This is a genomic window from Streptosporangium sp. NPDC049376 (genome assembly GCF_044466505.1).
Lineage (GTDB): Bacteria > Actinomycetota > Actinomycetes > Streptosporangiales > Streptosporangiaceae > Streptosporangium.
In genome coordinates this window covers 113,119-126,452 of the sequence record NZ_JBITMT010000016.1, presented here as the reverse complement: position 1 = coordinate 126,452, position 13,334 = coordinate 113,119, and the positions used below count along the sequence as shown (strand labels likewise).

The following is a 13,334-nucleotide window of genomic DNA, read 5'->3' as shown; positions in this document are numbered from 1 at the left end:
CCCGGGCCAGACTGGAGGGGAACAGGATCCGATCCATCTCCCCGGGGGGCGCCGATGCCGGAGAAGTTACCTTTCGAGTTCATACTGAGCCCCGATCCGCACGCCGCCTGCGCCGCGCTCAGGGGGAAGGGCCCCGTCCATCCGGTCGACTTCCCTCCCGGCATGGGCGCCTTCCTGGTGCTCGACTACGAGCACGGCCGTCCCGCCCTCAACGACCCCCGCCTGGCCAAGAGCGTCTCCTGGGTGCCCGAGCCGTTCCGCGCGCGTTTCCACGCCGACAACCGGATCCTGGCCGGCAACATGCTCGACAGCGACCCTCCCGACCACACCCGGCTGCGCCGCCTGGTCTCCAAGGCCTTCACCCCCCGCAGGATCGAGGCCCTGCGCCCCCGCGTCCAGAAGATCGCCGACGACCTGGTCGACGCGATGCTCCCCAGGGGCGGGGCGGACCTGCTCGACGACTTCGCCTTCCCCCTGCCGATCACGGTGATCTGCGAACTGCTCGGCGTGCCCGTCGAGGACCAGGACGCCTTCCGCGACTGGTCCGGCACCCTCGTCGGCCCCGCGCTCAACGAGGAACAGGCCAGGCACCGCGGCGAGGTGAACCTCGCCGTCGGCGACTACTTCACCGCGATCATCGCCGAACGGCGGGCCGCCCCGCGTGACGACCTGGTCAGCGCGCTGGTCCTGGCCCGCGACGACGACGAACTGCTCGACGACCAGGAGCTCCTGGCGGGCCTGACGCTGCTGCTCATCGCCGGGCACGAGACCACGGTCAACCTGATCGGCAACGGCATGCTGGCCCTGCTGACCGCCCCCGAGCAGCTGAAGCTGTTACGGGAGCGGCCGGAACTGCTGCCGTCGGCGGTCGAGGAGTTCCTCCGGCACGACGGACCGGTCGAGCGTGCCACGTTCCGCTTCGCCACGGAGGATCTCGAACTGGCGGGAGTCCACATCCCGAAGGGCAGCGTGGTCCACATCCTGCTCGGCGCGGTCAACCGCGACCCCGAGGTCTTCCCCTGCCCCGACGTCCTGGACATCACCCGCGCGGACAACCGGCATGTGGCCTTCGGCCACGGCATCCACTTCTGCCTGGGCGCGCCGCTGGCCAGGCTTGAGGCGTCGATCGCCTTCGGGACGCTGCTGGAACGCCTGCCGGGCATCGAGCTGGACTGCGATCCCGCCGAGATCCGGTGGAACCTCAGCGGGTCACTCATCCGCGGCCTGCGCACGCTGCCCGTCCGCTTCTGACCCGCCGTGCCCGTACGGCCCGCAGCCGTACGAGCACGGCCCCGGGGCGTTGACCCCCGGAGCCGTGCCCCACCGGCCCTCAGGACCGTCTCAGGCGTCCGCCTTGGGCTTGGCGTCGACGCCCGCCTCCTTGCGCTGCTCGACCGTGATCGGGGTCGGCGCGCCCGTCAGCGGGTCGAAGCCGGAGGCCGTCTTCGGGAAGGCGATGACGTCACGGATCGAGTCGCCGCCGGAGAGCAGCATGCAGACCCGGTCCCAGCCGTAGGCGATGCCGCCGTGCGGCGGCGGGCCGTACTTGAACGCCTCGAGCAGGAAGCCGAACTTGCTCTCCGCCTCCTCCTTGGAGATGCCGAGCACGTCGAAGACGCGCTGCTGCATCTCGGCGCGGTGGATACGGATCGAGCCGCCGCCGATCTCCATGCCGTTGCAGACCATGTCGTAGGCGTAGGCGAGGGCCTCGCCCGGGTGGTCCTGGAAGTTGTCGGCCCACTCGGGCTTCGGACCGGTGAAGGGGTGGTGGACCGCGGTCCAGCCGCCCTCGCCGTCCTCCTCGAACATGGGCGCGTCGACGACCCACAGGAAGCTCCACGCCGACTCGTCGATCAGGCCGCAGCGGCGGCCGATCTCCAGCCGGGCCGCGCCGAGCAGGTCGCGGGAGGCGGCGGCCGTACCGGCGGCGAAGAAGATCGCGTCACCGGGCGCGGCGCCCGCCTTCGCGGCCAGGCCCGCGGTCTCGGTCTCCGACAGGTTCTTGGCCACCGGGCCGCCGAGCGTGCCGTCCTCCCCGACGAGGACGTAGGCCAGGCCCTTGGCGCCGCGCGACTTGGCCCACTCCTGCCAGCCGTCGAGCTCCTTACGGGTCTGCGAGGCACCGCCCGGCATCACCACGGCGCCGACGTAGGGTGCCTGGAAGACCCGGAAGGTCGTCTCGGCGAAGAACTCCGTCATCTCGACGAGTTCCTGGCCGAAGCGCAGGTCGGGCTTGTCCGAGCCGAAGCGGGACATGGCGTCGGCGTAGGTCATCCGGGGCAGCGGCGTCGGCAGCTCGTAGCCGATCGTCTCCTTCCAGACGCGGCCGATCAGCGCCTCGCCCAGCGCGATGACGTCGTCCTGGTCGACGAAGGACATCTCAACGTCGATCTGGGTGAACTCCGGCTGCCGGTCGGCGCGCAGGTCCTCGTCGCGGAAGCAGCGGGCGAGCTGGTAGTAGCGCTCCATGCCGCCGACCATGAGCAGCTGCTTGAACAGCTGGGGCGACTGCGGCAGGGCGTACCAGTTGCCCGGCTGGAGACGGACCGGCACCAGGAAGTCACGGGCGCCCTCGGGGGTCGACCGGGTGAGCGTGGGGGTCTCGATGTAGACGAACCCGTGCTCGTTCATCACCTCGTGGGCCAGGTAGGTGGCCTTGGAGCGCGCCCGCATGGCCTGGGCGACCTGCTGGCGGCGGATGTCGAGGTAGCGGTACTTCAGGCGGGCCTCCTCGGAGACCCCGGTGCCGCCCTCGATCGGGAAGGGCAGCGGCGCGGCCTCGCTGAGCACCTCGACCTCGGAGGCCACGACCTCGATCGCGCCGGTCGGCAGCTCGGGGTTCTCGTTGCCCTCGGGGCGGACCCGCACCTGCCCGACGACCTTGACGCAGTACTCGGCGCGCAGGCCGTGCGCGTCGTCCTCCTCGCGGAAGACCACCTGACAGGAGCCTGAGGCGTCGCGCAGGTCGATGAAGACCACGCCGCCGTGGTCACGGCGGCGCGCCACCCAACCGGCCAGCGTCACCTGCTGCCCGGCGTGCTCCTTGCGCAGTGATCCCGCTTCGTGCGTGCGGATCATTTCTCCAGTCTCTCCTTCAGGGTCGTGACGATCTCGGCGAGCGGTACGGCGCTCTGGTCGCCGCTGACCAGGTCCTTGACCTGGGCGGTCCCGGCGGCGATGTCCCGCTCGCCGAGGATGACGGCATAGCCCGCGCCCGACCGGTCGGCACCCTTCATGGCGGCCTTGACGCCCTTGCCTCCGAACGACATGTCGGCGTCGAGGCCCGCCCGGCGCAGCTCGGTGATGAGCAGGAACATCCGGCGGCGTGCCTCCTCGCCCAGCGGCACACCGTACACCTGGACGTGCGGGCCGTCCGCCTCGTCGTCGAGCAGCCCCTCGGCCTCCATGGCCAGCAGCGTCCTGTCGACGCCGAGCGCCCAGCCGACGCTGGGCAGCGCCGGGCCGCCGAGCATCTCGCTCAGTCCGTCGTAACGCCCCCCGCCGCCGACCGCGGACTGCGAGCCAAGCCCGTCGTGGACGAACTCGAACGTGGTGCGCGTGTAGTAGTCAAGCCCGCGCACCAGCCGGGGATCGTCGGTGTAGGCGACCCCGGAGGCGGTCAGCAGCGTGCGGACCTCCTCGTGGTAGGCCTTGCACTCCTCGCACAGGTGGTCGACGACCAGCGGGGCGCCCGCGAGCTGGGCCTGCACCTCGGGACGTTTGTCGTCGAGCACCCGCAGCGGGTTGATCTCGATCCTGGCCCTGGTCGCCTCGTCGAGGTCGAGACCGCGCAGGAAGTCCTGCAGCGCGGCGCGGTAGGCGGGCCTGCAGACGCGGTCGCCCAGCGTGTTGAGCAGCAGCCTGACCCCGGTGAGGCCGAGCCCGGCGTAGCCCTCCGCGGCCAGCAGGATCAGCTCGGCGTCGAGGGCCGGGTCCTCCGCCCCCAGGGCCTCGGCCCCCACCTGCCAGAAGTGGCGGTAGCGGCCCTTCTGGGCGCGTTCGTAGCGGAACTGGCTGCCGGAGTACCAGAGCTTCACCGGGAGCCTGCCGTTGTGCAGGCCGTGCTGGAGGACCGCCCGCACGACCGACGCGGTGCCCTCGGGGCGCAGCGTGATCGAACGCCCGCCCTTGTCGGTGAAGGTGTACATCTCCTTGGAGACGATGTCGGTCGACTCGCCGACGCCGCGCACGAACAGCGCGGTGTCCTCGAAGACCGGCGTCTCGATGTAGCCGTACCCCGCCCGCCTGGCGGGGGCGGTCAGCGCCTCCCGGACGGCCAGCGCGCGCTCGGAGCGCGGCGGGAGCAGGTCGAAGGTGCCCTTGGGCGCCTGCAGAGTCATCTTCTAAAGTCCCCTGGTGGGACCGGCGTACGGCGTCGCCTCCGCCAAGTACGGATTGGTCGCGCGCTCGTGGCCGATCGTGGTCTGTGGTCCGTGTCCCGGCAGCACCACCGTCTCATCGGACAGCGGCAGGCACTTGGCCGCCAGGCTGCGCAGGATGGTCGGATAGTCCCCGCCGGGAAGGTCTGTGCGGCCTATGGAGCCGGCGAACAGCAGGTCTCCCGAGAACATCACCTCGGGGATCTCCCCGCTCCCGGGCAGCCTGAAAGCCACCGACCCCCTGGTATGGCCGGGGACGTGGTCGACCGTCAGCTCCATCCCGGCCAGGCTCAGCACCTCTCCGTCCGCCATCTCGCGCACGTCGTCGGGCTCGGAGAAGGTCAGCCCGCCGAACAGCTGCTGCCCGAAGGCCAGGGACATCCCCTTGATCGGGTCGGACAGCAACTCCCGGTCCTCGGGGTGGATCCACGCGGGGATGTCACGCGCTCCGCAGACCGGGGCGACCGACCACATGTGATCGAGGTGGCCGTGGGTGAGCAGCACGGCGACCGGCTTCAGGCGATGCTCGCGCAGCAGGTCGTCCAGGTCGCCCACGGCGTTCTGACCGGGGTCGACGACGACGCACTCCTCGCCCGCGGCGGGAGCCACGGCGTAACAGTTGGTCTGAAACGACCCTGCGGGAAAGCCGGCGATGAGCATCTGCCTCAGCTGATCTCGTCAAGAAAACGGATGGGAATGTAACCGAAGGGTACCGGTGCGGGTCGGCGGGCTGCGAACCATTACCCATTGGCCGATACGATTCGCCCACCTCAATAAGTGATACTCCGGCACTCGGGAGGGCGAAGTGGTGAGCGGCAAGGACCGCCAGAAGCAACTGGCCCGCGAGCACTACGAACGGCAGATGCAGCGGCGCGCCGAACGTGAGTCGCGTATGAAGCGCAATGCGATCATCGGCACGAGTGTGACCGTCGTGGTGCTCGTCGGCGGTGTGATCGCCGCGATGTCCCTGCTCGGAGGTGGTGGAACGTCCCCGGCGACCGCCGCCTCGGGCACCCCGTCCGCGCCCGCGAGCCCGGCTGAGACGGGCACCGGCGCCAAGCCGGCGGCCTTCGACCCCGCGGCGGGCACCTGTGGTTACGTCGCCGAGACCGAGGGCGGACCGGCCAAGAACGTCGGCCTGCCTCCGGCGAAGGTGGACACCACGCCGAAGACGATGACCCTGAAGACCAACCTGGGCGACATCGTCATCGCGGTCTCGGCGGAGAAGACTCCCTGCACGGTCAACTCCTTCGCGTTCCTGGCCGGGAAGAAGTACTTCAACGGCTCCAAGTGCCACCGTCTCGGTTCCGAGCAGTTCCCCGTGCTCCAGTGCGGCGACCCGCTGGCCAAGGCCGACGGCAAGAACCCGACCGACGGCCAGGGCGGCCCGGGGTACCGTTTCGTCAACGAGAACCTCGAAGGCGCGAAGTACACCCGCGGTGTCGTGGCCATGGCCAACAGCGGCCCGGACACCAACGGCAGCCAGTTCTTCATCGTCTACGGCGACGCCCAGCTGTCTCCGGACTACACCCCGTTCGGCACGGTCACCAAGGGCCTGGACATCCTCGACAAGGTGAACAAGGCGGGTGTGATCACCCCGGGCCCGGACGGCACCGGCGCCCCGAAGGAAACCGTGGAAATCAAAGACGTGACAATGTCCGACAAGAGCTGACGTAATACATCCAAGAGGCGGATAGCCTCGAAAGGCTGATGAAAGTTGCGGGAGGACACGGTGAGCACCGACCCGTGGGGCCGGGTAGACGACGACGGCACCGTCTACGTGCGTACGGCTGAGGGAGAACGGGCCGTCGGGTCCTGGCAGGCCGGCGAACCGGAAGAGGCCCTGGCCTACTTCCACCGCAAGTTCGACGAGCTGGCCGGGCAGGTCACGCTGCTTGAGCAGCGGGTCCGCGGCACGGATCTGCCGCCCGCCCAGGCGGAGGCGACGATCGTCAAGCTCCGCGAGGCGATCGTCGACGCGCACGCGGTCGGCGATCTCGACGGGCTGCTGGGCCGCCTCAACAGCCTCACGGAGCTGGTCTCCCAGCGCCGCGAGGAGGTCAAGGCCGCCCGCGACGTGGCTCGCGCCGAGGCCAGGGGCGTCAAGGAACGCATCGTCGCCGAGGCCGAGCGCATCGCCGACGACACCACCCACTGGAAGACCGGTGGGGAGCGGCTGCGCCAGCTCGTCGAGGAGTGGAAGGCCGCCGAGCGCATCGACCGGGTGACCGAGGCGGCGCTGTGGAAGCGCCTGTCCGCGGCCCGTACGGCCTTCGCCAAGCGGCGCAAGGCCTACTTCGCCGGGCTCGACGAGCAGCGCGAGGGCGTGCGTTCGGCCAAGGAACGCATCGTCGTCGAGGCGGAGGCGCTGGCCTCCTCGACCGACTGGGGCGCGACGGCCTCCGCCTACCGCGAGCTGATGCAGCAGTGGAAGGCGGCCGGCCGGGCCTCGCGTGAGGTCGAGGACGAGCTGTGGGGCCGTTTCAAGGGCGCCCAGGACCAGTTCTTCCAGGCCCGTTCGGCGGTCTTCGCCGAGCGTGACGCCTCGCTGGCGGCCAACGCCGAGGTCAAGGAGCAGCTGCTGGCCGAGGCCGAGAAGATCCTTCCGGTCTCCGACGCCCGCGTCGCCAGGAACGCCCTGCGTGGCCTCCTGGAGCGCTGGGAGGAGGCCGGCCCGGTCCCGCGCGAGCAGCGTGACCGGCTTGAGGGCGGTCTGCGCAAGATCGACGAGGCGGTCCGCAAGGCCGAGGAGGCCGAGTGGAAGCGGTCCAACCCCGAGGCCCGCGCCCGCGCGCAGAACACGGTCGACCAGCTGCGCAAGTCGATCGGGCAGCTTGAGGGCCGCCTGGCCAAGGCCCAGGCGGCCGGCAGGGACAAGGAGGCCAAGGACGCCGAGGAGGCCCTGACCGCCCGCCGTTCCTGGCTTGAGGAGGCCGAGCGCACGCTCGCCGAGTTCTCCTGACCCTCCGGCGCCAAAACGGGGGACGCTCCTTTCCGGAGCGTCCCCCGTTTCGCTGTATGGCCCGGGGCGGGCCTGAGAGGGCCTAGGAGGCGCCGCTCACCCGGTAGACGTCGTAGACGCCCTGGATGTTGCGTACGGCCTTCAGCACGTGCCCCAGGTGCTTGGGGTCGCCCATCTCGAAGGTGAACCTGCTGATCGCCACCCGGTCCTTCGAGGTCGTCACCGACGCCGACAGGATGTTGACGTGCTGGTCGGACAGGGTCCGGGTGACGTCGGACAGCAGGCGCGGCCGGTCGAGCGCCTCGACCTGGAGCGCCACGAGGAACACCGAGTCCTCCGCGGCCGACCAGGAGACCTCGACCAGGCGGTCGGGCTCTGACCTCAGCTGCTGCACGTTGGGACAGTTGGTGCGGTGCACCGAGACGCCGTGGCCGCGGGTGACGAAGCCGATGATCTCGTCTCCGGGGACCGGGGTGCAGCAGCGCGACAGCCGTACCCAGACGTCGGAGTCGCCCGCGACGACCACGCCCGCGCCGCCCCTGCCGCGGGGACGGCCGCGCAGCTTCGTCGGCACCGAGACCTCGGCGATGTCCTCCTCGGCGCCCTCGACCCCTCCGAGGGAGTGCACGAGCTTCTGCACGACCGCCTGGGCGGCCACGTGGCCCTCTCCGACGGCCGCGTAGAGCGCCGAGACGTCCGCGTAGTGCAGGTCCCTGGCGAGCACCAATAGGGACTCTCCGGACATCAGGCGCTGCAGCGGCAGGCCCTGCTTGCGCATCGCCCTGCCGATGGCCTCCTTGCCCGCCTCGATCGCGGTCTCGCGGCGCTCCTTGGAGAACCACTGCCGGATCTTGTTGCGGGCCCGGCCCGACTTGACGAACTTGAGCCAGTCACGGGAGGGACCGGCGTCCGGCGACTTGGAGGTGAAGATCTCCACGGTGTCGCCGTTGCCGAGCCGCGACTCCAGCGGCACGAGACGGCCGTTGACCCGGGCCCCGATGCAGCGGTGGCCGACCTCGGTGTGCACGGCGTAGGCGAAGTCGACCGGGGTCCCGCCCTCGGGAAGCGCGATCACCTGACCGCGGGGGGTGAAGACGTAGACCTCGGAGACCGACAGGTCGAACCTCAGTGACTCAAGGAACTCGCCCGGGTCGGCGGTCTCCTTCTGCCAGTCGAGGAGCTGCCTGAGCCAGGCCATGTCGCTGGCCGGCTTGAGCTTCGCCCCGGGCGGGCCCGAGGTGGTCATGTCCTCCTTGTACTTCCAGTGCGCCGCCACGCCGTACTCGGCCCTGTGGTGCATGCCGTGGGTGCGGATCTGCAGCTCGACGGGCTTGCCCTCGGGGCCGATGACCGTGGTGTGCAGCGACTGGTACATGTTGAACTTGGGCATCGCGATGTAGTCCTTGAACCGGCCGGGCACCGGGTTCCATCGCGCGTGAATCGTTCCCAGGGCGGCGTAGCAGTCGCGGACCGTGTCGACCAGCACCCGGATGCCGACCAGGTCGTAGATGTCGTCGAAGGCGACGTCCCTGGCGATCATCTTCTGGTAGACCGAGTAGTAGTGCTTCGGGCGCCCCTTGACCACCGCGCGGATCTTGGCCTCGCGCAGGTCTCCGGAGACCTTCTCGATGACCTCCTGCAGGAACAGGTCCCTGCGCGGGGCGCGCTCGGAGACCATGCGGGCGATCTCGTCGTAGCGCTTGGGGTAGAGCATGGCGAACGCGAGGTCCTCAAGCTCCCACTTGATGGTGTTCATGCCGAGGCGGTGGGCGAGCGGCGCGAAGATCTCCAGTGTCTCCCGGGACTTCTGCTGCCGCTTGTGCTCGGGCAGGTAGCGCATGGTGCGCATGTTGTGCAGCCGGTCGGCGAGCTTGATCACCAGCACCCGGATGTCGCGGGACATCGCCACGACCATCTTGCGGACGGTCTCGGCCTGGGCGGCGTCGCCGTACTTGACCTTGTCGAGCTTGGTGACGCCGTCGACCAGCAGGGCGATGTTGTCGCCGAAGTCCTTGCGCAGCTCGTCGAGGCCGTAGGCGGTGTCCTCGACGGTGTCGTGCAGCAGCGCGGCGCACAGCGTCTCGTCGTCGGTGCCCAGCTCGGCCAGGATCGTCGCGACCGCGAGCGGGTGGGTGATGTAGGGATCACCGCTCTTACGCTTCTGATCACGGTGGTGGTAGGCGGCCACGTCGTAGGCGCGCTCGATGAGCCGCAGATCCGCCTTCGGATGCGTCGCGCGGACCGTCCGGAAGAGCGGCTCAAGCACCGGGTTCATGGCGCCACCCCATTGCCCCCCAAAACGCGCGAGCCTACGCCTTACCGCAGGCCTGTCCTCGGTGGCTCCGGACATGGCGGAACCGGCATCGCCTGCCGGGACGGCCGTCTCGGGACCGCCACCGTCGGCGGTCACGTCGGGGACGACCACATCACGGGGCACTCAGACTCCTCACGTTCGAGTCCAGATCCCCCCAGTGTATCCAGACTGGCCAGGATGCCTTCCCCGGCGGGGTGGGATCAGACAATCACCAGGGAATGCACCTCGACGCCGTCCAGCCGTTCCCGCCCTTTGAGGAAGGCCAGCTCCATGAGCACGGCGATGGCGACGACGTCGGCGCCCGCCCTGCGGACCAGCTCCACCGCCGCACGCGCCGTACCGCCGGTGGCGAGCACGTCGTCGATGATCAGGACGCGTTCCCCTGGGGTGAAGGCGTCTCGATGGACCTCGATGGTGGCGGAGCCGTACTCCAGATCGTAGGACGCCTCAAGGGTTTCCGCGGGCAGTTTGCCTTTCTTGCGCACCGGAACGAAGCCCGCGCCCGCCCGATAGGCCGCGGGAGCGGCCAGGATGAAGCCTCTGGCCTCGATCCCGACGACCTTGTCGACCTGGTGGAGCCCGGCGAAACCGTCGATCACGGCGGCCAGGGCCTCAGGATCGGCGAGCAGCGGGGTGATGTCCTTGAAGAGGACGCCGGGCTGGGGGTAGTCGCGGATGTCCCGGACGTGGTCCAGGATCAGCCTGCTCAGGTCACTCATCGTCGCTCCCTCAAGGAAAAGCCTCCGTCCCCTCGGCGGGGACGGAGGCCTTGCTGACTTCCGGCTACTTCTTCTTGCGCTTGTCGCCGTCGGGCGCCGAGCCGTTGGCGGCCCCCGCGGGGACCGGCTGCTTGGCTCCCTTGACCGTCTGGCCGCCCTTGGCCCCGCCGCCCTGTGAGGAGAGCCTGCGGGCGATCGCCTGGTAACGCGGCTCGCGCTCCTTCAGCGTGACCAGCATCGGCGTGGCCACGCACAGGGACGAGTAGGTACCGACGATCATGCCGACGAACAGGGCGAGCGAGAGGTCCCTCAGCGTGCCCGCGCCGAACAGCGTGGTGCCGATGAACAGGATCGCGGCCACCGGCAGGATCGCCACCAGGGTGGTGTTCAGCGACCGGATCAGGGTGTGGTTCAGCGCGTTGTTCGCCGCCTGCGTGTAGGTCATCTTGGAGGTCGTGCCGAGCTTGGCGGTGACCTCCTTGATCATGTCGAACACGACGACCGCGTCGTACAGGGAGTATCCGAGGATCGTCAGGAAGCCCAGCAGGGTCGCCGGGGTGACCTCGAACTGGGTCCACGCGTAGACGCCCGCGGTGATCACCAGGTCGTGGAAGAGCGCCACGACCGCCGACAGCGCCATCTTCCACTCGAAGGCCACCGTGAGGTACAGGATGATCGCCAGCATGAAGACGATCAGACCGGTGACCGCCTTGTCGGCCACCTGACCGCCCCACGAGGCGCCGATCACCTGGAGGGTGACCTCGTTCTGCTGTATGCCGTACTTCTGGGCGACCGCCTTCTGGACCGTGGTCACCCGCTCGGGTGGCATGCTGTCGGTGGTGACCCGCCAGCCGTTGTTGGTCGTCTGGACGATGACCTGGTGGGCGCCCGCGCCGTTGAAGGTGTCGCGGACCTCTTCGATGTGGGCGCTGGGCGCCTTGAAGGAGAAGACCGAACCGCCCCTGAACTCGACGCCCAGGTTGAGGCCTCCGTTGAAGAGCAGGCCCGCGATGGACACCAGCAGCAGCACGGCGGACAGGCCGTACCAGAGCTTCCTGCGTCCGACGAAGTCGACGTCGATCTCGCCGCGGTACAACCGACTCGCGATGCCGGACATCATGCCTCCTGCGGAACGGTCTTGGTACCGGCGACCGTCGTGCTGCTCATGCGCTCGGCGTCGAGACCGGAAAGCTTGTGTCCCTTGGCGAAGAACTTCAGCCTGGCCAGCAGCGTGACGAACGGCTTGGTGAACAGGAAGACCACGACGATGTCGATGAGCGTGGTCAGGCCCATCGCGAAGGCGAACCCGGCCACACCGCCGACGGCCAGGAAGTACAGCACGACGGCGGCGATGAACATGACCGCGTCGGCGATCAGGATCGTCCGGCGGGCGCGGGTCCAGGCGACCTCGACGGCCGTGCGCAGCGACCGGCGGCCCTCCTTCATCTCATCTCGTATTCGTTCGAAGTAGACGATGAAGGAGTCGGCGGTGATACCGATCGAGACGATGAGGCCGATGATGTGCGGCAGCGACAGGCGGAAGCCCGCGAAGGCACCGAGGATCACGACCGCCTGGTAGGTGAGGATCGAGGCGGCCAGCAGGCTCAGCACCGAGACGACGCCAAGGCCGCGGTAGTACAGCATGGAGTAGACGACCACCAGGGCCAGGCCGATGCCACCGGCGATCATGCCGCCGCGCAGCTGGTCGGCGCCCAGGGTCGAGGAGACCTCGTCGATCGAGCTCTTCTCGAACTTCAGCGGCAGCGCGCCGAACTTCAGCTGGCCGGCCAGCTCGTTGGCCGTCACCTGGGTGAAGTTGCCGGAGATCTGCGCCCGGCCGCCGGTGATGGGCTCCTGGATGACCGGCGCGGAGATGATCACACCGTCCAGGACCATGGCGACCTGGTTGCGCGGCGGCTGGGAGTTGAACGCGGTGGTGGTCACCTTGGACCACTGGTCGGGGCCCTGCCCCTTGAAGGAGAGCTGGACGAGCCACTCACCGGTGGTCTGGTCGACGCCCGCGTTGGCGCTGGCGATCGCGCTTCCGGTGACGGCCGCCTTGTCGAGGACGTACTTGGCGCTGCCGTCCTGGCTGCAGCCGGCGTACTGCTTGTTGGGGTCGTCCTGGGCGCCCTGGCCCTTGTTCTTGGAGCAGTCGAGGGCCTCGAACTGCTTGAGCACCGCCGGGTCGATGCCGGTGGTGTCCACGTCGGCCAGCGGGTTGTCCGCGGGCGAGGAGGGCTGGGGCGAGGGGGAGCTGCTCTGGCCGGGCTTGGCCGAGGGGGAGGCCTCCGCCTTGTCGCCCTTCTTGCCGGTGTCCTGCTTGCTCTCCTGCTTGCCGGTGGCGGTCGGGGTCGCCTCCGGGCTGGGGTTGAGGAGCGCCGCCGACAGGGCGCGGCCCGCGGGCGAGGCGCTCGGGTTCGCGGCGGCCGTCGCGGTCGGCTCCGGCGTCTTCGTGCCCTGCTCGGCCGCGGGGGAGGCGGACGGGGCGGGGGACTTGTCGCCCTTCTTGCCGGGAGCCGTCGAGGAGGGGGAGGATGACGGCGTCGGCGCCTGGGTGGGCATCTGCCCCGGCGGCTGGGGTGCCCCTGCCGCGACCGCCATCACCTGACGGAAACGCAGTTCCGCGGTGGTGCCGACCAGCTTGACGACTTCCTCCTGGCCAACTCCGGGGACGGAGATGACGATGTTGTCACCGGATTTGGCGACCTCGGCGTCGGAGATACCGCTGCCGTTCACCCTGTTTCGGATGATGCCGACGGCGAGATCCAGGCTTTCCTCTGTGGGAGCCGTGCCGTTCGGGGTGACGGGCTGCAGTGTCACTGTCGTGCCACCGGCGAGGTCGAGGCCATATTCGGGGGTGTAAGCCCTGTTCAGGAGCATCACCCCACCCATGGCGAGAATAATCGCCAGTAGCAGTAGGAGCACGCGCCCCGGTCTGCTCTGGCCGCTGGTCGGTC

General features: G+C 69.4%; 10 protein-coding genes. 3 read left to right on the top strand and 7 right to left on the bottom strand.

Going from position 1 to position 13,334, the window contains the following annotated elements:
- The first annotated feature begins 54 nt into the window (after nucleotides 1–54).
- The gene (locus tag ACIBVQ_RS31180; RefSeq protein WP_352011691.1) at nucleotides 55–1,251 is read left to right on the top strand and encodes a cytochrome P450; all 1,197 of its coding nucleotides are present in this window, start codon (nucleotides 55–57) and stop codon (nucleotides 1,249–1,251) included.
- 90 nt (nucleotides 1,252–1,341) lie between these two features.
- On the opposite strand, the gene aspS is transcribed toward ACIBVQ_RS31180, so the two are convergent.
- From aspS to ACIBVQ_RS31165, 3 genes are read right to left on the bottom strand one after another with little or no spacing between them, the layout of a single operon-like run.
- A complete protein-coding gene (aspS, locus tag ACIBVQ_RS31175; protein ID WP_352011690.1) occupies nucleotides 1,342–3,078 on the bottom strand; it encodes an aspartate--tRNA ligase in 1,737 nt (578 codons plus the stop codon).
- Nucleotides 3,075–4,340 (bottom strand): histidine--tRNA ligase, encoded by a 1,266-nt coding sequence (hisS, locus tag ACIBVQ_RS31170; RefSeq protein ID WP_362775863.1) that lies wholly within the window; start codon nucleotides 4,338–4,340, stop codon nucleotides 3,075–3,077. Before hisS ends, aspS begins: the two co-directional genes overlap by 4 nt.
- Nucleotides 4,341–4,343: 3 nt before the next feature.
- A complete protein-coding gene (locus tag ACIBVQ_RS31165; RefSeq protein ID WP_399181791.1) occupies nucleotides 4,344–5,039 on the bottom strand; it encodes an MBL fold metallo-hydrolase in 696 nt (231 codons plus the stop codon).
- A 148-nt stretch (nucleotides 5,040–5,187) separates the two neighbouring features.
- Here ACIBVQ_RS31165 and ACIBVQ_RS31160 point away from each other — a divergent pair, with 148 nt between their 5' ends.
- Together ACIBVQ_RS31160 and ACIBVQ_RS31155 are read left to right on the top strand one after the other, a co-directional pair.
- Nucleotides 5,188–6,051 (top strand): peptidylprolyl isomerase, encoded by an 864-nt coding sequence (locus tag ACIBVQ_RS31160; RefSeq protein WP_352011687.1) that lies wholly within the window; start codon nucleotides 5,188–5,190, stop codon nucleotides 6,049–6,051.
- A gap of 60 nt (nucleotides 6,052–6,111) precedes the next feature.
- Nucleotides 6,112–7,341, top strand: a complete 1,230-nt coding sequence (locus ACIBVQ_RS31155; RefSeq protein ID WP_352011686.1) for a DUF349 domain-containing protein — start codon at nucleotides 6,112–6,114, stop codon at nucleotides 7,339–7,341.
- Between the two features lie 82 nt (nucleotides 7,342–7,423).
- Here the strand turns inward: ACIBVQ_RS31155 and ACIBVQ_RS31150 are convergent, their stop codons facing one another.
- The 4 genes from ACIBVQ_RS31150 to secD all read right to left on the bottom strand — a co-directional run bounded on the left by ACIBVQ_RS31150 (nucleotide 7,424) and on the right by secD (nucleotide 13,269).
- Nucleotides 7,424–9,616, bottom strand: a complete 2,193-nt coding sequence (locus ACIBVQ_RS31150) for a bifunctional (p)ppGpp synthetase/guanosine-3',5'-bis(diphosphate) 3'-pyrophosphohydrolase (RefSeq protein WP_352011685.1) — start codon at nucleotides 9,614–9,616, stop codon at nucleotides 7,424–7,426.
- Nucleotides 9,617–9,855: 239 nt separating this feature from the next.
- Nucleotides 9,856–10,374 (bottom strand): adenine phosphoribosyltransferase, encoded by a 519-nt coding sequence (locus ACIBVQ_RS31145; RefSeq protein WP_352011684.1) that lies wholly within the window; start codon nucleotides 10,372–10,374, stop codon nucleotides 9,856–9,858.
- Between the two features lie 64 nt (nucleotides 10,375–10,438).
- On the bottom strand, nucleotides 10,439–11,494 hold the full coding sequence (secF, locus tag ACIBVQ_RS31140; RefSeq protein ID WP_399181788.1) for a protein translocase subunit SecF: 1,056 nt from the start codon (nucleotides 11,492–11,494) through the stop codon (nucleotides 10,439–10,441).
- Complete coding sequence (gene secD / locus ACIBVQ_RS31135; protein ID WP_399181786.1) at nucleotides 11,491–13,269, bottom strand: protein translocase subunit SecD; 1,779 nt, start codon at nucleotides 13,267–13,269, stop codon at nucleotides 11,491–11,493. Before secD ends, secF begins: the two co-directional genes overlap by 4 nt.
- Nucleotides 13,270–13,334 lie beyond the last annotated feature (65 nt).

Excerpts from the sequence above, each read along its gene's own strand:
- ACIBVQ_RS31180 (WP_352011691.1), top strand. The coding sequence starts at position 55 with ATGCCGGAGAAGTTACCTTTCGAGTTCATACTGAGCCCCGATCCGCAC.
- aspS (WP_352011690.1), bottom strand. The coding sequence starts at position 3,078 with ATGATCCGCACGCACGAAGCGGGATCACTGCGCAAGGAGCACGCCGGG.
- hisS (WP_362775863.1), bottom strand. The coding sequence starts at position 4,340 with ATGACTCTGCAGGCGCCCAAGGGCACCTTCGACCTGCTCCCGCCGCGC.
- ACIBVQ_RS31165 (WP_399181791.1), bottom strand. The coding sequence starts at position 5,039 with ATGCTCATCGCCGGCTTTCCCGCAGGGTCGTTTCAGACCAACTGTTAC.
- ACIBVQ_RS31150 (WP_352011685.1), bottom strand. The coding sequence starts at position 9,616 with ATGAACCCGGTGCTTGAGCCGCTCTTCCGGACGGTCCGCGCGACGCAT.
- ACIBVQ_RS31145 (WP_352011684.1), bottom strand. The coding sequence starts at position 10,374 with ATGAGTGACCTGAGCAGGCTGATCCTGGACCACGTCCGGGACATCCGC.
- secF (WP_399181788.1), bottom strand. The coding sequence starts at position 11,494 with ATGATGTCCGGCATCGCGAGTCGGTTGTACCGCGGCGAGATCGACGTC.
- secD (WP_399181786.1), bottom strand. The coding sequence starts at position 13,269 with ATGGGTGGGGTGATGCTCCTGAACAGGGCTTACACCCCCGAATATGGC.